Here is an 18,644-nt window from a genome sequence, read left to right on the forward strand (position 1 = left end):
ATGACTCCGACGTTACGCCTGGGGGACGGGTCCGAGAAGGCGCGGGCGGGCGGGAAGCACCACGTGCACGCAGGTGCCCTCGCCGGGGGCCGAGGTGATCCAGCAGCGGCCGCCGTGCGCGTCGGTGATGGCCTTGACGATCGACAGACCGAGGCCCGCGCCGTCCGGGACCCGCTCCTCTCCCCGGTGGAAGCGGTCGAACGCCCTGGCCGCCTGCTCGCGGGACATGCCCGGGCCGTCGTCCCCGACCTCGATGAGCACGCCGTCGCCGGGCGCGTGGGCGAGCCGTACGGTGGCCGTGGTCCCCCCGGGCGTGTGCGCCCGCACGTTGGCCAGGAGGTTGACCAGGATCTGGCGGATCCGCGCCTCGTCGACGACGGCCGGCAGCGAGGCGGGGGCGTCGACGATGATCGGCGTGTCCAGGTCGATCGCCGCGTGGTCCGCGCTCACGTCGCGCACGACCGCGGCCAGGTCGGTCTCGGCCGGCTGGAGCGCCGCGCTCCGGTCCAGGCGGGCCAGCTCCAGCATCTGGCCGACGAGCTCGCCCATCCGGATCGCCTCGTTCTCGATCCTGCCCATGACCCGGGGAAGGTCCCCGGCGCCGAGCGCGCCGGTCCGGTAGAGCTCGGCGTACCCCTGGATCGCCGCCAGGGGGGTCCGCAGCTCGTGCGAGGCGTCGGCGGCGAAGCGCCGTACCCGCTCCTCCGACTCCCACCGGTCCCTGAAGGCGCCGGCGATCCGTTCGAGGAGCAGGTTGACCGCGGCGCCGAGCCGCCCGACCTCCGAGGGCCCCTCGGGCATGCGGACGGACAGGTCGCCGTGGCTGGCCATGCCGTAGGCCGTGCCGGCGATCCGCGCCAGCGGGGCCAGGCCCCGGGTGATCAGCGAGCGGCCGGCGAGGGCGAGCAGCAGGATGAGCAGGCCGCCGGTGAGGAGCTCGGTGACGACGAGGCGGCGGATCGGCGCGTCGACCGACTCCAGCGGGACGGCCACGATCACCAGCCGGTTCCCCTGCCGGCCCTCGGCCGCCCGCGCGATCAGGCGATACTCGCCCGCCGGGTCGAGGGCGAAGCGCTCCTGCGCCGCCGCGTAGTCCTTCAGCCGGTCGCGGCCCAGCCGCTCCACCAGGTGGGGGACGACGGTGGCCTCCGGGGCGTCGCCGTTGACGAGCCGGGCGCGGCCCGTGGCGAGGTTCAGCGTCGCCACCGCGTAGGTGGAACCGGTCAGCGTCTGCGAGAGCGCCCCTCCGGGAGAGGCCGCGATCCGCTTGGCGGCGGCCGCGGTGGCCGCGCGGAGCTGCCCGTCGACCCGCTGGAGCAGGTGCTCGTGCAGGACGAGCACGCTCACCCCGGACAGGGCGAGCAGCAGGACGGCGCTCACCGCCAGCAGGCCCGCCAGGAGGCGGGCGCGCAGGGACATCAGGAGACCTGGGGCGGGCGCAGGGTGTAGCCGACCCCGCGCTGGGTGTGGATCAGCGGCGGGCCCAGCGGGTCCAGCTTGCGGCGCAGGTAGGAGATGTAGGTCTCGACCACCTGGGAGGGGCCGCCGTAGCCCCAGACGCGTTCGAGGAGCTGGCGCTTGGTCAGGACCAGGCCGCAGTTCTCCATCAGGACCGCGAGCAGCCGGAACTCGGTGGGGGAGAGGTCCACCACCGCGCCGGCCCGCCGTACCTCCCACCGTGACTCGTCCAGTTCCAGGTCCGCCACCCGGAGCACGTCGCCGGCGGGCTCCGCCCCCGCGGGGACCGCCGCCCGGCGCAGGACCGCCCGGACGCGGGCGACGAGGGCCTCCACGGAGAAGGGCTTGGTGATGTAGTCGTCGCCGCCGAGCGTGAGGCCCTGCACGGTGTCGGACGTGGTGTCCCTGGCGGTCAGGAAGATCACGGGGGTGTGCCGCCCCCGGGCGCGGATCGTGCGGCACACCTCGAACCCGTCGAGGTCGGGCAGCATCACGTCCAGCACGATCAGGTCGGGCGGGTCGCGGTCCACCTCGGCCAGCGCGTCCCTGCCGGTGGTCACGCCGCGCACGCGGAACCCGTGGAAGCCCAGGGCGACCTCGACGATGTCGCGGATGTTGGGGTCGTCTTCGACGACAAGAATGGCCATCTCACTCATGGGGGGTTAATTCTCGTCCATCCATGCCCTTGGGAGCATATCCATCGAAAAAGGGAACGGCTCGCTCCTTCCGCGGCATGCGAAGCGGTGGGGACCCGGCGCATCCCGCGGGCCCCCACCGCCCCCCGATCAGCTGCCCGGCGCGGGCGGCGGGGCCGGCTGGTCCAGGATGGCGCGGTTGCGCGGCACGAACACCGCGGCGGCGGTGGGGTCGCCCGCGGTCGGGACGCCGATCACGAAGACCCCGTCCCCGACGACCAGCTTGGAGAGGTCGGCGCGCGCGCCGAGCCTGCGGATCCTGGTCGTCGGGTCGAGGTTCCAGTTCCAGAGGACCCCGTCCTTGCTCTTGATCGTCAAGCGGCCGTCGGCCTTGGCCGCGATGACGCCGCGCTGCCAGGTGTAGTTGATGAACACCGACTTCTTGTCACGGACCGTGGCCTGTCCGTGGATGCCCACCACCCAGAGGTTGTAGTGGTTGCGCAGACCGGGCCCGCGCAGCGTGGAGTCGGCCTTCAGCAGCTGGTCGGCGATCGCGGTCACCCCGGCCGGCACGGGCTCGGCGCTCTCGGTGGCCCAGGCGCCGGAGGTGGTCAGCATGATCGACGCGGTGATCGCGGCGGCGCCGAGTGCCAGTCTTCTCTTCATGGTGCTCCTTGTGAGGGTGCCTCGTTGCGGGAGGTGCGATCAGGCAACCGCCCGGCGCTGGGACCATCGGAGGAGAACCCTGGGAGTTCCATGAGAGGCGGGCGCCCGCTGCCGGACGCCCGCGTGCGTCAGTGCGGGACGCGGGCCACGCAGAAGACCGTCTGGCCGAAGGGCGGCCGGACGAAGCGCTCGATGAAGCGGGTGGCCGGGACGACCGTGCGGTCGTAGATCTTGACCAGGCGGGGGTCGGGGTAGCCGACGCCGCCGCGGCGGACGGCCGCCCACCAGGCGATGCCGCCGAGGAAGTTGATCGGCTTGAGCACGTCGATGTCGAGGCCGGCCTTCGAGACCGTGCTGCGCAGGGTGGCCGGGGTGTAGCGGGTGACGTGGCCGACCTTGCGGTCGAAGTCGCCGTAGAGCTGCATGTAGCCGGGGACCCAGATGACGATCCGGCCGCCGGGGAGGGTGACCGCGGCGAGCGAGCGCAGCGCCTCGACGTCCTCCTCGATGTGCTCCAGGACGTTCATGAGGACGACGGTGTCGACCTTCTCCCCGATGGGGATCTCGGTCGGCAGGCCGAACTGCAGCACGTCGACGTCGTCGTGGCCGGCGAAGCGCTTGTTGAGCTGCTCCACGCAGTAGGGGTCGAAGTCGCTGACCACCAGCCGGTCCAGGCGGGGCCGGAACTGCTCGGCGAAGTGGCCCAGACCCGAGCCGATCTCGAGCAGGGAGCGGCCCACGTGCGGGGCGACCATGTCGAACTCGTACTGCCGGTAGTTCTTGGCCTCGTCGCCACCGAGGTGGTTCTCCAGGGCCTCGTCGCCGGCCGCGGGTTGCACTACGCGGTCATACCCAGACATGCGGTTCCGTCCAGCTCGCAGAAAACCGTGGCGCGGCGGCCACGGTTACGGACAGGGCGAGTCTAGTAGTCCTTCCCCCCGGGCGATCCCGTGAACCCTTTTCCGATCTTCGGAGGGACCGCCGGAGGGCGGTGATCGGCCAGGTCCGGTGAGGCGCTCGGCGGCGGACCGTAAGGTCGCCATTTTCCGGATCCATTGTCGTTTTAGCTGTATAGGGCGATAAATACGTTTGATTGTGATCTCCGCGGCGCACGGGGGAAGTTCGGCCTCATTACGAGATGAGATTTCCTCTCCGGGAGGAAGAATCCACACCCGAAAACGGCCCTCCGGCCCGGCCGTGATCCTGACCAGGTGTTATGGCTCTCAGAAGAAGGAGGGTGGACACCAATGACCGTCAGCGAGCCGCTCGCCCTGGTGACCGTGGCGATGGCGGCCACCTGCCAGGGTGATTTCGCCAAGGCCGTCACCCTGCTGGAGGAGACGCAGCGCCGCTGCACCCACGGCGAACCGGCCGATCACGGCGAGCGCCGCTGCGCCGACCAGGGCGAATGCCCGCGTGCCGACCAGGGTGAGTGCCGCTGCGCCGACCACGACGGATGCCTCTGCGCCGACCGCGGCGAGCTCTGGGCCCGCGCCTACGGCGACTACGTGCTCTCCATCGCCCACCTCGGCCTCGGCCGGGTCGAGGACGCCGAACGGGCCGCCAGACGGTCGCTGGAGGCCGGGTGGCGGCTCCGCGAGTCCGCCGGGACGGCACTGGCGCTCGACCAGCTCGCGGTGATCGCCGCGGTCCGGGGCGACGGGCACCGTACGGCCCGGCTCCAGGGAGCGGCCATGCGGCTGTGGACCACGAGCGGGGTGCGGGGACCCTGCCCGGAGGGCATGTCGGAGCCGAGGACCGTGGCCGAGCGCACCGCCCGGCAACTGCTCGGCGACGGGGCCTACGACGCGTCCTTCGCCACGGGCCGCGACGAGGACCTCGACGACACGGTGGCCCACGCCCTCGCCTGACCGCGCGGACGCGGCGGACGTCTCCCGGCGTTCCCCGGCGCCTCCCGGCGAGGACCGGCGTACGGCCGGCCGGTCCCGGGTCTTCCGCCGGGGGCCGCGATGCGGTGGAATCTGTCGGGACATCCGAAGGAGTCCCGACGGACGACGACGAGGCCATCGCCCGCTCCCTGGCCGGCGACCTGACCGCCTACGAGGCGCTGGTCGCCCGCTACAGCGTGCTCGCGCACCGCACCGCGGCCATGCTCGGCGCCGGGGACGAGGCCGAGGACGTGGTCCAGGAGGCCTTCGTCAAGGCCTACCGCCACCTGGCCTCCTTCCGCCGCGACGCGCCCTTCCGGCCCTGGCTGCTGCGGATCGTCGCCAACGAGACCCACAACCTCACCCGCTCCCGGGGCCGCCGCGCCGAGCTCGCGGTGAAACTCACCGGTCTCGTCCCGGCGGGTGCGGACGGCGCAGGAGACCCCGGGGACCCCGAGAACGCCGCCGTCGCCACCGACCGGCGCACCCGCCTCCTCGACGCGGTGCGTAGGCTTCCCGAGCGGGAACGCCACACCGTCGTCTGCCGGTACTTCCTACAGCTGTCGGAGGCCGAGACCGCCCAGGTGCTCGACCTTCCGCTCGGCACCGTCAAGTCGCGGACCTCCCGCGGCCTGGCCCGGCTGCGCGAGGAGGTGGACCGTGACCTCACCTGACGAGCCCGGCGACACCGGGTCCCGGCCCCCTTCCGGCGAGCCGGAGTCCCGGCCCTCTTCCGATGAGCTGGAGTCCCGGCTCCTCGCGCTCGGCGACTCCGTCGAGGTGCCCTGCCCGCCCCCCGCCGACGTGGCGCGGGCCGTACGGGCGCGCCTCGAAGCGCTCCCCGCCCGCTCCCCGCAGGAGGAGGCGCCCGGTGCGGACCCGGCCGGTCCCGCACGCCGGTCCCGCCGCCCGCGGGCGCTCCTCCCCGCGCCGCCGGGACGGGCACGGCCCGCCGCGAGCAGGAGGCGGCGCGCCGCGGCCGCGGTGGTCGTCGTCCTCACCGCGCTGTTCTTCGGCGCCACCCCCGCCGGGCGGGCGGCCGTGGTCCAGATCCTCAGACTCGCCGGCGTCGAGCTCCGCATCGGAGACCCCGGCCCGCTCCCGTCCGGAATGCCGGCCCCGCTCCCCGGCGAGGAGCGGACCACCCTGGAGGAGGCCCGCGAGCGGGCCGCGTTCCCGATCGCCGTCCCCGCGGAGCTCGGCGAGCCCGGTGACGTCAGGGTCGGCGACGGGGGCAGGGTCGTCTCGCTGCTGTGGCCCGGCGTCCGGCTCGACCAGTACGACGGCACGCTCGAAGTCGTCTACCGCAAGGATCTGGGCCCGCCCTGGCCCGAGGAGGCCGACGTGGACGGCTCCCAGGGAACGTGGATCCCGGCGCACCACGGACTGTCCTACCTGCCCCGCGAGGGAGGAGCACCGGTCGCCGCCCGGATCGCCGGGCCCACCCTCGTCTGGCAGCGGCGTCTGGTCGGCCTGCGCCTGGAGGGCGTCACGGACCGGGCACGGGCCGTGCAGATCGCCCGGTCGCTCCGCTGACCTCCCGGCGGCCCCGGCCCGGCCCGCCGTACCGGACCCGCGGGCTCGTGGGCGGGCCCGGTCAGGCCGGCGAGGCCAGCCAGTCGTCGATCCCCCGCAGCATGTCCTTGCGCGCCGTCTCCGGAGCCGCCGACCCCCGGACCGACTGCCGCGCCAGCTCGGCCACCTCCGCGTCGCCGAACCCGTACACCCGGCGGGCCAGCTCGTACTGGGCCAGCAGCCGCGAGCCGAACAGCAGCGGGTCGTCGGCGCCCAGCGCGATCGGCACCCCCGCCTCGAACAACCGCCGCAGCGGCACGTCCTCGGCCCGCTCGGCCACCCCGAGCCCGACGTTCGACATCGGGCAGACCTCGCACGTGATCCCCCGCTCGGCCAGCAGCTCCATCAGCCGCGGCGACTCCGCCGCCCGTATCCCGTGCCCCACCCGGTTCGCGCCCAGGTCCTCGACGCACTCGGCCACGCTCGCCGCGCCCAGCAGCTCCCCGCCGTGCGGCACCGCCAGCAGCCCCGCGCCCCTGGCGATCCGGAACGCCCGGTCGAACTCGCGGGCCCGGCCCCGCCGCTCGTCGTTGGAGAGTCCGAACCCGACCACGCCCCGGTCCATGTACTGCACCGCGAGCCGGGCCAGCGTCCTGGCGTCCAGCGGGTGCCGGGTCCGGTTGGCGGCCACCACCACGGCGATCCCGATCCCCGCGTGCTCGGCCGCCTCGTCCACGGCGTCCAGCATCAGCTCCATCGTGGCCGTGAGCCCGCCGAACCGCTGGGCGTACCCCGAGGGGTCCACCTGGATCTCCAGCCAGGCCGACCCCTCGGCCGCCTCGTCCTCGGCGGTCTCGCGCACCAGCCGGTAGATGTCCTCCGGGCGGCGCAGCACCGACCGCGCGATGTCGTACAGCCGCTGGAAGCGGAACCAGCCCCGCTCGTCGGTGGCGCGCAACCTGGGCGGCCAGTCCTGCTCCAGCGCGTCCGGCAGGTGCAGGCCGTGCTCGCGGGCCAGCTCCACCAGGGTGGTGTGCCGCATGGAGCCGGTGAAGTGCAGGTGCAGGTGGGCCTTGGGCAGCTCACTGAGCGGACGTGGCATCTCCATATGGTGCCGTACCCGCACCGCCCCGCGGCGGTCATCGCTCTCAACCCGGCGGCGTCCCCGCGCGTTGGGGAGGGGCGAAAGGGGATCCTCGCATGACGGAAGAAGACGAGGCGGCCTTCGACGAGTTCCTGGCCGCACGGAGTACGGCGCTGCTGCGCACCGCGATCCTGGTCTGCGGCGCGTCGCAGCACGACGCGGAGGACCTGGGGCAGCACGCGCTGGAGAAGGTCTACCGGCACTGGGACCGGATCCGGCACGACAACCCCGAGGCCTACGCCCGCAGGGTCGTGGTCAACGCCGCGATTTCACCGCGCTCACCGGGGACCGGGCGGGGAAGGAGCTGAGGAAGATCGTCGAGGGGGTCGTGCCCACGGGCCGACCCTCCGGCGCCGGGACCCCGGAGGAGGGCGCGGGAGGCGCTCCCGCGGACGGGACGATGTCCGCAAAGCGGTCAAGAGTCGGGGGAAATCGGCCGACGGGGTTCCGCGCGCACGTGCATTCGTGCGACGGTGAGTACACCAACAGTTATGACGACGCCGGGGCTGCTATGGGAGCGGACGTCTTCGTCGGCAGGCAGACGGAGCTGGCCGATATCTGCGGACTGCTCGGAAGGGCACGCCATGTCACCCTGACCGGCCCCGCCGGGGCGGGCAAGAGCCGTCTCGCGCTGCGCCTGGCCGAGACCCTCGAACGGGACTCGCCCGGATACGTCCACATCGTGGACCTGTCCGAGGCCCCCGACGACCTGCGCTCCCTGACCCGGATGATCGCCGACGCGGTCGGCGTCCGCGGGCGGCCGGGCATACCCGTGATGACCTCCCTGATCGCCGAGCTCGCCGCCGGCCGGGGACTGCTCGTCCTGGACGGCTGCGACCGGGTCGCCGCCGCCGCGGGCATCCTCGTCGACCGGCTCCTGTGGTCGGTCGACGGCCTGCGCGTCCTGGTCACCGGCAGGCAGCGGCTCGGCTTCCCGCGCGAGCAGGCCTACCCGATCGGGCCCCTGCCGGTGGCCGACGCCGTCGACCTGCTCGTCACGCTCGCCGGGGACGGGCTCGGCGGAGCCGATCCCGCGGAGGTCTGCCGCCGGCTCGACAACCTGCCGCTGGCGATCGAGCTCGCGGCGGCCGACCCGGCCGGCCTCTCGGCGGACCCGGACGGGCTGCACGGCTCGTTCGCCGTGAGCCACGAGCTGTGCGACCACGCCGAACGCCTCGTGTGGGCACGGATGTCGGTCTTCTCCGAGGGCTTCGACGCCGAGGCGGCCCAGTACGTCTGCGCGGGCGGCGAGCTCACCGGGCCCCAGGTGCTGGACGCCCTGCTCGCCCTGACCGACAGGTCCGTCCTCGACCAGGAGAAGGACGGCCCGGGCGTCCGCTACCGCCTGCTCGGCACCGTCCGCCGGTTCGGCGCCGCCCGGCTCGACGAGCTCGGCGAGAGCCTCGCGACCCGCCACCGCCACCGCGACTTCTTCCTCGGCCTGTCCGCCCGCGCGGCCGAGGGCTGGCGGAGCGACCCCCTCGGCTGGTACCGCAGGCTCGTCCCCGACCTCGACAACCTGTACCAGGCGATCGAGCACTGCTACGCCCGCCCCGGAGACCGCCGCAAGGGCCTGGAGCTGGTCGCCCACCTGTGGTACCTGTGGGTCTGCTGCGGCCGCTACGCCATCGGGGACGACCTGCTCCGGCGCGGGCTGGAGGGGGAGACCGAACCCGGCCCCGAGCGGCTCAAGGCGCTGTGGCTGCACGCCTGGATGTCGATCCAGCGCGGCGACCTCGACCACGCCGAGCACACCCTCGCCGCGTGCACGACCGCCACCGGAGACTGGGACGCCACCGCCTACCTCAGCCACTTCCGGGCGCACATCGCCGTGGCCAGGGGCGAGGTGGGCGAGGCCATGCGGCTCATCAAGGAGGCCCGGAGCGGCCACCGCTCGTCCGGCGACATCTTCCCCGGCTTCCTGCCGACCTACATCGTCGTGGCCAACGTCCTGATGCTCGCCGAGCGGCACGAGGAGGCCGTCTCCGTCCTGCACGAGGGCCGTGAGCTCTGCGGCTCCTGCGGCGACTACTGGACCCGCGCCCGCCTCGACCTGCTCCTCGCCCAGGCCGAGCACCTGCTCGGCAACGTCGCCGCCGCCACCGCCTCCGCCCGGGAGGCGCTGCGCGGGGCCCGGCTGTTCGACGACGGCATCTCCCTCACGGAGGGGATCGAGACCTTCGCGGTGATCGCCGAGAACGACGGGGACGACGCGCTGGCCACGGTCCTGCTGGCCGCCGCGGCCGCCGGCCGCAGGGCGGGGACGCTCGTCAGCCGCTCGCCCCTGCTGGCGGACCTGCTGGAGCGGTCCGAGGCGAGGCTGCGGGGCCGCACCGACGAGAAGGAGTACGAACGGCTCGTCGAGCTGGGGCAGGCGGCCTGCCTGGGGACCGCGGTGGAGTACGCGCTCCAGGGCGTCGTCGAGAGTCCCGGCGGTCCGGAGCCCGAAGACTGAAACCGCGCGGGCGCGCGGCAGGCGGGCCGTACGCACGCAACAGGCCCGGACCGGGGATCCGGGCCTGCCGCGGCGCTCACGGCGGCGCGCGCCGCGGTACGGCTAGCGCGCTCCGGACAGGAACTTGGCGACCCGGCCGACGCCCTCGGCGAGGTCGTCGTCGCCCAGGGCGTAGGACAGGCGGAAGTAGCCCGGGGTGCCGAAGGCCTCGCCGGGGACGAGGGCGACCTCGGCCTCCTCCAGGATGAGCTCGGCGAGCTCGGCGGACATCTGCGGGCGGCGGCCGCCGAAGTCCTTGCCCAGGAGCTCCTTGACCGAGGGGTAGGCGTAGAACGCGCCCTTCGGCTCGGGGCAGAGCACGCCCGGGATCTCGTTGAGCATGCGGACCATGGTCTGGCGGCGGCGGTCGAAGGCCTCGCGCATCCGGGCCACGGCCGACAGGTCGCCGGTGACGGCGGCGAGCGCGGCGGCCTGGGCGACGTTGGAGACGTTGGAGGTGGCGTGCGACTGCAGGTTGGTCGCGGCCTTGACGACGTCCGCCGGGCCGATCAGCCAGCCCACCCGCCAGCCGGTCATCGCGTAGGTCTTGGCGACGCCGTTCAGGACGACGACCCGGTCGCCCAGCTCGGGGACCGCGGTGGCGATGCTGGCGAAGCTCGCGTCGCCGTAGGTGAGGTGCTCGTAGATCTCGTCGGTGACGACCCACAGACCGTGCCCGGCGGCCCAGCGGCCGATCGCCTCGACCTGCTCCGGGCTGTAGACCGCGCCGGTCGGGTTGGACGGGGAGACGAACAGCAGGACCTTCGTGCGCTCGGTCCGGGCGGCCTCCAGCTGCTCGACGGTCGCGAGGTAGCCGGTGGTCTCGTCGGTCACGACGTCGACCTGGACGCCCCCGGCCAGCTTGATCGCCTCGGGGTAGGTCGTCCAGTAGGGGGCGACGACCAGGACCTCGTCACCCGGGTCCAGCAGCGTGGCGAACGCCTGGTAGACCGCCTGCTTGCCGCCGTTGGTGACCAGCACCCGGGCCGCGTCGACCCGGTATCCGGAGTCGCGGAGCGTCTTGTCGGCGATGGCCTGCTTGAGCTCGGGAAGGCCGCCGGCCGGCGTGTACTTGTGGAACCTGGGGTTCCGGCAGGCCTCGACGGCGGCCTCGACGATGTAGTCCGGGGTCGGGAAGTCCGGCTCGCCGGCGCCGAAGCCGATGACCGGGCGGCCCGCCGCCTTCATCGCCTTGGCCTTGGCGTCCACGGCGAGCGTGGCGGACTCGGAGATCGCGGAGATGCGCGCGGAGATGCGAGGACGGGTCATGCCTCCATGGTTACAGACCCGTCCCGCCGTTCCGGTGCTTATCCGCCATCCGGACGGGGCGTGTACGGCTCGCGGGCCCCGCCGTACGGGCGGCCGGGAAGGACTTGACCTGCATGATCGGCTTCCGGTTCGACGTGGCGGCCATTCGTGCGTAGACTCCGGCATGGCCTCGCCGCCGAGTGCGTGATCGGCGGTCAAGGCTGATGAGCCACGGACAAACTTCGGGCCAACCGAGGTATGGTGGTTCATGTCTTAGGGCACTAGCGCAATTGGTAGCGCACCGGTCTCCAAAACCGGCGGTTGGGGGTTCGAGTCCCTCGTGCCCTGCGAGGAGCGGTCCGCGCATCAGGGCGTCTAGCGCGCCGCAGATATGCGTTGGATACGACGGATCGGGTGAGGACTGTGGCGATCGACACGCGCGGCGAAACCGCAGACAAGCCGAGCGGTGAGAAGAAGACGAAGCGCACTTCTCCCGCCCTTTTCTATCGGCAGATTGTCGCCGAACTGCACAAGGTCATCTGGCCGACGCGCAAGGAACTCATCTCTTACACGATCGTCGTCCTGGTCTTCGTTCTGATCATGGTCGGGATCGTGGCTGGGCTCGACGCGCTGTTCACCGAGGGCGTGCTGAGGATCTTCGGCGGATCCGGGTCCTGAGCAGGCGTCCGGCGGGTGCTCCCGCCGCGTGGCCCCTCCCCTCCGCAAAACCAGTCAGCCCATCGACGAAAAGAGAAAGAGTCACCGTGTCCGAGTCTTCGCAGCCGGCCGGCGAGTCCCGCGACGAGTGGGAGGGCGAGCCGGAAGAGGCCATCGACGCCGCGGGGGATTCGCTCGACGAGTCCGATGAGACGGACGCCGAGGTCGCGGAGGATTCGTTCGACGAGTCCGACGAGGCGGACGCCGAGGCCGAGGATGAGACCGACGCCGGGGACGAGGCCGAGGAGGCCCCGGCCGGCGTCGTCGACGAGGACGGTGACGTCCTGCCGGACGTCGACCCGGTCGAGGAGTTCAAGCGCCAGCTGCGCGGCCAGTACGGCGAGTGGTACGTCATCCACTCCTACGCCGGTTACGAGAACCGCGTGAAGGCCAACATCGAGACCCGCACGCAGTCCCTCAACATGGAGGACTTCATCTTCCAGGTCGAGGTGCCCACGCACCACGTGACCGAGGTGAAGAGCGGCAAGCGCCAGCTCGTCAAGGAGCGGGTGCTCCCCGGCTACGTGCTGGTCCGCATGGAGCTGACCGACGAGTCCTGGTCCGCGGTGCGCAACACGCCCGGCGTGACCGGCTTCGTCGGCCTGTCGAACAAGCCGAGCCCGCTGAGCATCGACGAGGTCGCCAAGCTGCTGGCCCCCGAGCCCAGCGAGGAGACCAAGAAGACGACCGCCAAGGCCTCGGCCGCGACCGTCGACTTCGAGGTCGGCGAGTCCGTCACGGTCATGGACGGCCCCTTCGCCACGCTGCCCGCGACGGTCAGCGAGATCAGCGCCGAGTCGCAGAAGCTCAAGGTGCTGGTGTCGATCTTCGGTCGCGAGACCCCGGTCGAGCTCTCGTTCAACCAGGTCTCGAAGATCTGACGCTGTCGCCTAAACTAAGACGTTCGGTGGCCGTGCCTCGCGAAGCACGGCCTTCCGACATGCTTCCCGTGTCTGCGGGGAGCCGCATCATCCGATGAGGACCCGGAGAGAATCATGCCTCCTAAGAAGAAGATCGCGGCACTGGTCAAGGTCCAGCTCCCCGCTGGCCAGGCCACGCCCGCCCCGCCGGTCGGTACCGCCCTCGGTCCGCACGGCGTCAACATCATGGACTTCGTGAAGCAGTACAACGCTGCCACCGAGGCCCAGCGCGGCAACATCATCCCCGTTGAGATCACCATCTTCGAGGACCGCAGCTTCACCTTCATCACGAAGACGCCCCCGGCGCCCGAGCTGATCAAGAAGGCCGCCGGTGTGGCGAAGGGCTCGCCCGTCCCGCAGAAGGACAAGGTCGGCAAGCTCACCCGCGAGCAGCTGCGCCAGATCGCCGAGACCAAGATGCAGGACCTCAACGCCAACGACATCGAGGCGGCGGAGAAGATCATCGCCGGCACCGCCCGGTCGATGGGCATCACCATCGCCGACTAGCCGTCCACGGCGCTCGGCAGCACAGACCTCGAACCGAGTGGAAGGGCCGGCGCGGCCCGCACCACGAACACTCAGATCAGGAGTGAGCAAGTGAAGCGCAGCAAAGCACACCGCGACGCCGCGGTGAAGGTGAACCGCGAGAACCTCTACAGCCCGGTCCAGGCGGCCAAGCTGGCCAAGGAGACGAGCGTCACCAAGTTCGACGCCACCGTGGAGGTCGCCCTGCGACTGGGCGTCGACCCGCGCAAGGCGGACCAGATGGTCCGCGGCACCGTCAACCTCCCGCACGGCACCGGTAAGACCGCCCGGGTCCTGGTCTTCGCGACCGGTGACCGTGCCGAGGAGGCCCGTGCAGCGGGCGCCGACATCGTCGGCGCCGACGAGCTGATCGACGAGGTCGCCAAGGGCCGCCTCGACTTCGACGCCGTCGTCGCCACCCCGGACCTCATGGGCAAGGTCGGCCGCCTGGGCCGCGTGCTCGGTCCGCGTGGTCTGATGCCGAACCCCAAGACCGGCACGGTGACCCCGGCGGTCGGCAAGGCCGTCACCGACATCAAGGGCGGCAAGATCGAGTTCCGTGTCGACCGGCACGCGAACCTGCACTTCATCATCGGCAAGGTCTCGTTCGACGACCGTCAGCTGGTCGAGAACTACGCCGCCGCCCTGGACGAGGTGCTGCGTCTCAAGCCGTCGGCGGCCAAGGGCCGTTACCTGAAGAAGATCACCTTCTCCACGTCGATGGGCCCCGGCATCCCGGTCGACCCGAACGTGACGCGGGCGATGACCGCGGAGCTCGAGGGCTGACCCCTCAGACGTCCGTTGCGGGAAGGCCTCGACCGAATGGCCATTCGGTCGAGGCCTTTCTCGTTCCTTCGGACGACGCGGCCCGTTTTCCCGGCGCATAGTCTCTAAGAGAAGGTTGACCGGGGATATGAGAGGGTGAGACGGATGCGCCGAATGGCTCCCGCGCTGGTACTGGGGGCGGCCGCGCTGGTCGCGGTCACGGGATGCGGCGCGCAGAGCGCCGCGCCCCTCGGGAACGTGAAGCTGGTGGCGGCCGAGGCGGTCCAGGAGAGCGCGCAGAAGGCCGAGGAGGTCACCTCCTACTCCGCGGACGTGGTGTTCGACGTCGCCGGCGGCCGGGAGGAGACCGGGAAGGTCCAGGGCCGGGTGGTCTACCAGGGCAAGCCGGAGCTGGCGACCGACATCACGCTGGACACGCTCTCCTTCGGCGCGCGGAACGTGCCCGGCGGGGTGCGGGCGATCCTGGTGGGCGAGACGGTCTACGTGAAGTCCGAGCTGCTCACCCAGCTGGCCGGCGCGACCAAGCCGTGGGTCAAGGTGTCGGTCGGCGACCTCGACTCCGGTGGCCAGGGGGAGGTCAGGGAGCTCATGGCCCAGGCCCAGCAGTTCGACCTGGCCGACACGGTGAAGCTGCTGACCGCGTCGGACGACGTCAAGGCGGTCGGCACCGAGACGGTCGGCGGCGTGGACACCACCCACTACAGCGGCACCTTCCCGGTGGCCGAGGCGGTCCAGGCGCTCGACCCCGCCGAGCGCGAGCGGGTGGAGAAGCAGTTCGCGAGCGCCAAGGACGTGAAGTTCGACCTGTGGGCGGACGGGCAGAGCCTGCCCCGCAAGGTCACGCTGAGCGGCTCCGAGCAGGGGACCACGTTCTCGATGGCCGTGCACTTCCAGGACTTCAACGAGCCCGTGTCGATCGTGGCTCCCCCCGCGGACCAGGTGGGCGACCTGCCGGAGCGGCAGGGCGGCAACTGAGGCCCGGTACGGCCCGCGCCCCGGGGCTGTCCGGCCGGGGCGCGGGCCGTACCGTGAGAGTGCGGCGCCGCCGGGAGCACAGCGATTTGGCATGTGCGGCGGCGGCGCGTAAGCTGTCAGCGCCGAAGACCGCCGGTCGTCGTCCCGCCTCATGGTTGGACGGCCCAAGGATCCACTCAGTGGACGGCCCGCGTAGGTGTGATGTGAGTTTCCATCTGGACTGCCGTCCTCATGTGAGCCCCGTGCGCCTGCGCCGGGGCTTGTTCTCTTTTCAGGAGCCTTTGCCGGCGGCACATCTGGAAGGAGGCCCATGGCGAAGGCGGAAAAGGCAACGGCTGTAGCCGAGCTGAAGAGCAGCTTCGAAGGCTCCAACGCTGCCGTTCTGACCGAGTACCGCGGTCTCACCGTCGCTCAGCTCAAGCAGCTGCGCGTCTCTCTCGGTGAGAATGCGAAGTTCGCCGTGGTGAAGAACACGCTGACCAAGATCGCGGCCAACGAGGCCGGGATCAACCAGCTCGACGACCTGCTCGCGGGTCCGTCGGCGATCGCGTTCGTCAACGGCGACGTGGTCGAGGCTGCCAAGAGTCTGCGTGACTTCGCCAAGGCCAATCCCCTCCTGGTCATCAAGGGCGGTGTCGTCGACGGTAAGGCGATGACCCCGGCCGAGATCAGCAAGCTTGCCGACCTTGAGTCGCGTGAGGTCCTCCTCGCGAAGCTGGCCGGTGCCATGAAGGCGAAGCAGGGCCACGCGGCCGCCGTCTTCAACGCGCTGCCCACCAACATGGCTCAGCTCGCCGAGGCTCTGCGCGCCAAGCGTGCGGAGGCCGGCGAGTAGGTCCGCGCAGGCGGTCCCAGGGGATTAGCGCATACGTACCGCGGTCCCAGTTCTTAGTTAGTTAGATTCATACGGAGGAAATCATGGCGAAGCTCAGCACCGACGAGCTGCTCGACGCTTTCAAGGAGATGACCCTCCTCGAGCTGTCCGACTTCGTGAAGCTCTTCGAGGACACCTTCGACGTCAAGGCTGCCGCCCCGGTCGCCGTTGCCGCCGCCCCCGCCGCCGGTGGCGCCGCCCCCGCTGAGGAGGCCGAGGAGCAGGACGAGTTCGACGTCGTGCTCGAGGCCGCCGGCGACAAGAAGATCCAGGTCATCAAGGAGATCCGCGCCCTGACGAGCCTGGGCCTCAAGGAGGCCAAGGACCTGGTCGACGGCGCTCCGAAGCCGGTCTTCGACGGCAAGGTCAACAAGGAGCAGGCGGAGAAGGCCAAGGCCGCCCTCGAGGCCGCCGGCGCCACCGTCAGCGTCAAGTAGTTCGTCTCGCCGAGAAGAGCGGGTCCACCAGGTGCCGGTGGCCCGCTCTTCTCGTGTTCCCGCCCTCTTTTGTTGGACGGTTGGTCTTATAACCGTGTCGTAACGATCGCCCGATCGTATTGGAACCCCCTCCGATCCAGGCGATCGTCGCTACGTCGGGTGAACCGGTCTTCTGGAGGGCGCGTGGGCGTCGAAGTCGTGGTCGAGGGACTGACCAAGTCGTTTGGCAAGCAGGTCATCTGGGAGGACGTCACCCTGACGCTGCCCGCCGGGGAGATCTCCGTCCTGCTCGGCCCGTCCGGCACCGGTAAGTCGGTCTTCCTCAAGTCCCTGGTGGGCCTGCTGCGGCCCGAGCGCGGCCACATCTGGATCGACGGCCACGACCTGGCCAACTGCCGCGAGGACAAGCTGTACGAGCTGCGCAGGCTGTTCGGCGTGCTCTTCCAGGACGGGGCCCTGTTCGGCTCGCTCAACCTCTTCGACAACATCGCCTTCCCGCTGCGCGAGCACACCCGCAAGAGCGAGACCGAGATCCGCCGGATCGTGATGGAGAAGATGGACCTCGTCGGCCTGGGCGGGGCGGAGGGCAAACTGCCCGGGGAGATCTCCGGCGGCATGCGCAAGCGGGCGGGCCTGGCCAGGGCGCTGGTCCTCGACCCCGAGATCATCCTGTTCGACGAGCCGGACTCCGGTCTGGACCCGGTCCGCACGGCCTACCTGAACCAGTTGATCGTGGACATCAACGCGGACATCGAGGCGACGTTCCTGATCGTCACGCACGACATCAACACGGCGCGGACGGTCCCGGACAGCATCGGCCTGCTGTTCCGGCGCGAGCTGGTCATGTTCGGGCCGCGCGAGATGCTGCTGTCCAGCGACGAGCCGGTGGTGCGGCAGTTCCTCAACGCCCGCCGGCACGGCCCGATCGGCATGTCGGAGGAGAAGGACGTCTCCGAGCTGGAGGCCGAGGCGCAGCTGGGGCACGACCCGGGAGGGCTGCCGCCGATCCCGCCGCAGCTCATGCCGAGCGCGAACCGGCTCCGCCGTACCCAGCGCCCGCCGGGCGAGTGGCTGGCCGCGAACGGGGTCATCCCGCCGCCGAACTCCTTCGTGGACGAGCGGGGCCGGAACTGGCTGGAGGAGTATCCCCGGCTCGTCGCGGCCCATCTCAACGGCGTGCGATGAGTTCGATGTTCCATCGGTGCTGATCGGTGCGCGTTCGCTATGGTTGATGGCGATCGACCGTGACGGTGACAGCCGAGCTGGGAGATCGAACCGTGCTGAGGAGACTCCTGCCCTGGCTGCTGGGCCTGCTGATCGCCGCTCTGGCGGCCACCGCCTTCTGGGTGGGCGGGCAGCTGCGTGACGCCCAGACGGCGGCCGACGACCGCGAGGCGGCGCTGCGGGCGGCGGGGGCGCACGCGGTCAGCCTGCTCTCGGTCGGCCACCGGACGGTCGACGCCGACATCGAGCGGATCCTGGACACCTCCACCGGTGAGGCGAGGGCCGAGTACGCCCGCAACGCCGCGGCGCTGAAGGAGACCACCACCGCCGGCCGGATCCTGCAGACGGGGGCGCTGCGGGCCGTGGGGCTGGTCTCGCTGGAGGGGGCCACGGCGCGGGTCCTGGTGGCCGGGGACGCGGTGGTCCGGCGGGACGGGAGCGGGGACGCTCCGCAGGAGCGGTTCTACCGGTGGAGCATGCACGTCACCAGGGTCGGGGCGGCCTGGCTGGTGTCGAAGGCGGAGCTGGTCCCGTGAGGCGGCGGTCCCTGCTCGTCACCGGGGTGCCCGCGGCGGTGGCGCTGCTGCTCGCCGCGGCGGTCGCCGTCATGCTCACCGATCTGGGCCGGTTGCGCTCCCACGAGACCGCGGGGCGGGAGGCCCTGGCGGTCGCCAGGTCGGTCGCGCCGGACATGCTCTCCTACGACCACCGCACGATCGAGGAGGACTTCGCCAGGGCCGGGGGATACACCACCGGGGAGCTCACCGGGCACTACAGGCTGCTGCTGACGACCCTGGGGCCCCGGGCCAGGCAGCAGCGCGCGGTGCAGTCGGCGACGGTCACCGGGGCGGCGGTGGAGTCGGCCCGGCCGGACCGGGTGGAGGTCCTGCTGTTCGTGAACATGAGCACGGTGAAGGCCGTTCCGGGGGAGGAGAAGCCCCGGCGGCAGGTCAGCCAGGGCCGGGCCCGGTTCGTGATGGCGAGGCAGGACTCCCGCTGGCTGGTCGCCGGGCTGTCCACGCTCCTGGGGGACGCCCCTCCGCTCTGACCGTGCCGCCGGCGCGGCCCGGAGGGCCGGTGACCGGGGCCTTTCCCGTCGCCCGCCGGCCCCGCCCTCCGGCCCGGAGGCCGCAGACT

The 18,644-nt window shown here is 71.6% G+C and carries 21 protein-coding genes and 1 tRNA gene; 16 read left to right on the forward strand and 6 right to left on the reverse strand.

Features of this window, described 5'->3' with window-relative positions:
- Positions 1-12: 12 nt before the first annotated feature.
- The 4 genes from FHS22_RS15345 to FHS22_RS15360 form a co-directional block, all read right to left on the reverse strand.
- A complete protein-coding gene (locus FHS22_RS15345; protein WP_184942236.1) occupies positions 13-1,419 on the reverse strand; it encodes a sensor histidine kinase in 1,407 nt (468 codons plus the stop codon).
- A complete protein-coding gene (locus tag FHS22_RS15350; protein ID WP_184942238.1) occupies positions 1,419-2,114 on the reverse strand; it encodes a response regulator transcription factor in 696 nt (231 codons plus the stop codon). Before FHS22_RS15350 ends, FHS22_RS15345 begins: the two co-directional genes overlap by 1 nt.
- A gap of 129 nt (positions 2,115-2,243) precedes the next feature.
- Positions 2,244-2,759, reverse strand: a complete 516-nt coding sequence (locus tag FHS22_RS15355; protein WP_184942240.1) for a hypothetical protein — start codon at positions 2,757-2,759, stop codon at positions 2,244-2,246.
- Positions 2,760-2,887: 128 nt separating this feature from the next.
- A complete protein-coding gene (locus tag FHS22_RS15360) occupies positions 2,888-3,598 on the reverse strand; it encodes a class I SAM-dependent methyltransferase (protein WP_338047761.1) in 711 nt (236 codons plus the stop codon).
- 408 nt (positions 3,599-4,006) lie between these two features.
- Here FHS22_RS15360 and FHS22_RS15365 point away from each other — a divergent pair, with 408 nt between their 5' ends.
- The 3 genes from FHS22_RS15365 to FHS22_RS15375 all read left to right on the forward strand — a co-directional run bounded on the left by FHS22_RS15365 (position 4,007) and on the right by FHS22_RS15375 (position 6,184).
- On the forward strand, positions 4,007-4,630 hold the full coding sequence (locus FHS22_RS15365; RefSeq protein WP_184942243.1) for a hypothetical protein: 624 nt from the start codon (positions 4,007-4,009) through the stop codon (positions 4,628-4,630).
- 104 nt (positions 4,631-4,734) lie between these two features.
- Positions 4,735-5,322 (forward strand): RNA polymerase sigma factor, encoded by a 588-nt coding sequence (locus tag FHS22_RS15370; RefSeq protein WP_184942245.1) that lies wholly within the window; start codon positions 4,735-4,737, stop codon positions 5,320-5,322.
- A complete protein-coding gene (locus FHS22_RS15375; protein WP_184942247.1) occupies positions 5,309-6,184 on the forward strand; it encodes a hypothetical protein in 876 nt (291 codons plus the stop codon). Before FHS22_RS15370 ends, FHS22_RS15375 begins: the two co-directional genes overlap by 14 nt.
- Before the next feature lie 61 nt (positions 6,185-6,245).
- Here the strand turns inward: FHS22_RS15375 and FHS22_RS15380 are convergent, their stop codons facing one another.
- Positions 6,246-7,265 carry an adenosine deaminase gene (locus tag FHS22_RS15380; protein ID WP_184942249.1) on the reverse strand — a complete coding sequence of 340 codons (1,020 nt, stop codon included), beginning with the start codon at positions 7,263-7,265 and terminating at the stop codon, positions 6,246-6,248.
- Positions 7,266-7,363: 98 nt separating this feature from the next.
- Between FHS22_RS15380 and FHS22_RS15385 the strand changes: the two genes are divergently transcribed.
- Together FHS22_RS15385 and FHS22_RS15390 are read left to right on the forward strand one after the other, a co-directional pair.
- Positions 7,364-7,615, forward strand: coding sequence for a sigma factor (locus tag FHS22_RS15385; protein WP_184942251.1), 252 nt, complete (start codon positions 7,364-7,366; stop codon positions 7,613-7,615).
- A gap of 203 nt (positions 7,616-7,818) precedes the next feature.
- Entirely contained in the window at positions 7,819-9,762 is a 1,944-nt protein-coding gene (locus tag FHS22_RS15390) for an ATP-binding protein (protein WP_184942253.1), read from the forward strand.
- A 102-nt stretch (positions 9,763-9,864) separates the two neighbouring features.
- Here FHS22_RS15390 and FHS22_RS15395 read toward each other — a convergent pair whose 3' ends face one another.
- The gene (locus FHS22_RS15395) at positions 9,865-11,070 is read right to left on the reverse strand and encodes a pyridoxal phosphate-dependent aminotransferase (protein ID WP_184942254.1); all 1,206 of its coding nucleotides are present in this window, start codon (positions 11,068-11,070) and stop codon (positions 9,865-9,867) included.
- Positions 11,071-11,324: 254 nt separating this feature from the next.
- Here FHS22_RS15395 and FHS22_RS15400 point away from each other — a divergent pair.
- From FHS22_RS15400 to FHS22_RS15450, 11 genes are all read left to right on the forward strand, one after another.
- A tRNA-Trp gene (locus FHS22_RS15400) sits at positions 11,325-11,397 on the forward strand.
- Between the two features lie 75 nt (positions 11,398-11,472).
- A complete protein-coding gene (gene secE / locus FHS22_RS15405; RefSeq protein ID WP_184942256.1) occupies positions 11,473-11,727 on the forward strand; it encodes a preprotein translocase subunit SecE in 255 nt (84 codons plus the stop codon).
- A gap of 86 nt (positions 11,728-11,813) precedes the next feature.
- The gene (nusG, locus tag FHS22_RS38070) at positions 11,814-12,647 is read left to right on the forward strand and encodes a transcription termination/antitermination protein NusG (RefSeq protein ID WP_184942258.1); all 834 of its coding nucleotides are present in this window, start codon (positions 11,814-11,816) and stop codon (positions 12,645-12,647) included.
- Between the two features lie 114 nt (positions 12,648-12,761).
- Positions 12,762-13,193 carry a 50S ribosomal protein L11 gene (gene rplK, locus FHS22_RS15415; RefSeq protein WP_184942260.1) on the forward strand — a complete coding sequence of 144 codons (432 nt, stop codon included), beginning with the start codon at positions 12,762-12,764 and terminating at the stop codon, positions 13,191-13,193.
- A 90-nt stretch (positions 13,194-13,283) separates the two neighbouring features.
- Positions 13,284-13,997: a 50S ribosomal protein L1 gene (gene rplA, locus FHS22_RS15420; protein ID WP_184942262.1), complete on the forward strand. Its 714-nt coding sequence runs from the start codon at positions 13,284-13,286 to the stop codon at positions 13,995-13,997.
- A 153-nt stretch (positions 13,998-14,150) separates the two neighbouring features.
- Positions 14,151-14,972 carry an SCO4651 family lipoprotein gene (locus FHS22_RS15425; protein ID WP_260407969.1) on the forward strand — a complete coding sequence of 274 codons (822 nt, stop codon included), beginning with the start codon at positions 14,151-14,153 and terminating at the stop codon, positions 14,970-14,972.
- Between the two features lie 310 nt (positions 14,973-15,282).
- Positions 15,283-15,807, forward strand: coding sequence for a 50S ribosomal protein L10 (gene rplJ, locus FHS22_RS15430; RefSeq protein WP_184942266.1), 525 nt, complete (start codon positions 15,283-15,285; stop codon positions 15,805-15,807).
- A gap of 83 nt (positions 15,808-15,890) precedes the next feature.
- Positions 15,891-16,283 carry a 50S ribosomal protein L7/L12 gene (gene rplL, locus FHS22_RS15435; RefSeq protein WP_184942268.1) on the forward strand — a complete coding sequence of 131 codons (393 nt, stop codon included), beginning with the start codon at positions 15,891-15,893 and terminating at the stop codon, positions 16,281-16,283.
- Between the two features lie 183 nt (positions 16,284-16,466).
- Positions 16,467-17,468 (forward strand): ABC transporter ATP-binding protein, encoded by a 1,002-nt coding sequence (locus tag FHS22_RS15440; RefSeq protein ID WP_184942269.1) that lies wholly within the window; start codon positions 16,467-16,469, stop codon positions 17,466-17,468.
- A 92-nt stretch (positions 17,469-17,560) separates the two neighbouring features.
- Positions 17,561-18,043, forward strand: coding sequence for a hypothetical protein (locus FHS22_RS15445; RefSeq protein ID WP_338047762.1), 483 nt, complete (start codon positions 17,561-17,563; stop codon positions 18,041-18,043).
- Entirely contained in the window at positions 18,040-18,555 is a 516-nt protein-coding gene (locus FHS22_RS15450; protein ID WP_184942271.1) for a hypothetical protein, read from the forward strand. Before FHS22_RS15445 ends, FHS22_RS15450 begins: the two co-directional genes overlap by 4 nt.
- Positions 18,556-18,644 lie beyond the last annotated feature (89 nt).

Source organism: Thiemannella venezuelensis, assembly GCF_014203605.1.
In the GTDB taxonomy this organism is placed as follows: Bacteria; Actinomycetota; Actinomycetes; order Streptosporangiales; family Streptosporangiaceae; genus Planomonospora_A; species Planomonospora_A venezuelensis.

Excerpts from the sequence above, each read along its gene's own strand:
- FHS22_RS15380 (WP_184942249.1), bottom strand. The coding sequence starts at position 7,265 with ATGCCACGTCCGCTCAGTGAGCTGCCCAAGGCCCACCTGCACCTGCAC.
- FHS22_RS15425 (WP_260407969.1), top strand. The coding sequence starts at position 14,151 with ATGGCTCCCGCGCTGGTACTGGGGGCGGCCGCGCTGGTCGCGGTCACG.
- FHS22_RS15350 (WP_184942238.1), bottom strand. The coding sequence starts at position 2,114 with ATGAGTGAGATGGCCATTCTTGTCGTCGAAGACGACCCCAACATCCGC.
- FHS22_RS15390 (WP_184942253.1), top strand. The coding sequence starts at position 7,819 with ATGGGAGCGGACGTCTTCGTCGGCAGGCAGACGGAGCTGGCCGATATC.
- rplL (WP_184942268.1), top strand. The coding sequence starts at position 15,891 with ATGGCGAAGCTCAGCACCGACGAGCTGCTCGACGCTTTCAAGGAGATG.
- FHS22_RS15345 (WP_184942236.1), bottom strand. The coding sequence starts at position 1,419 with ATGTCCCTGCGCGCCCGCCTCCTGGCGGGCCTGCTGGCGGTGAGCGCC.
- rplJ (WP_184942266.1), top strand. The coding sequence starts at position 15,283 with ATGGCGAAGGCGGAAAAGGCAACGGCTGTAGCCGAGCTGAAGAGCAGC.
- FHS22_RS15385 (WP_184942251.1), top strand. The coding sequence starts at position 7,364 with ATGACGGAAGAAGACGAGGCGGCCTTCGACGAGTTCCTGGCCGCACGG.
- rplK (WP_184942260.1), top strand. The coding sequence starts at position 12,762 with ATGCCTCCTAAGAAGAAGATCGCGGCACTGGTCAAGGTCCAGCTCCCC.
- FHS22_RS15355 (WP_184942240.1), bottom strand. The coding sequence starts at position 2,759 with ATGAAGAGAAGACTGGCACTCGGCGCCGCCGCGATCACCGCGTCGATC.
- FHS22_RS15395 (WP_184942254.1), bottom strand. The coding sequence starts at position 11,070 with ATGACCCGTCCTCGCATCTCCGCGCGCATCTCCGCGATCTCCGAGTCC.
- FHS22_RS15365 (WP_184942243.1), top strand. The coding sequence starts at position 4,007 with ATGACCGTCAGCGAGCCGCTCGCCCTGGTGACCGTGGCGATGGCGGCC.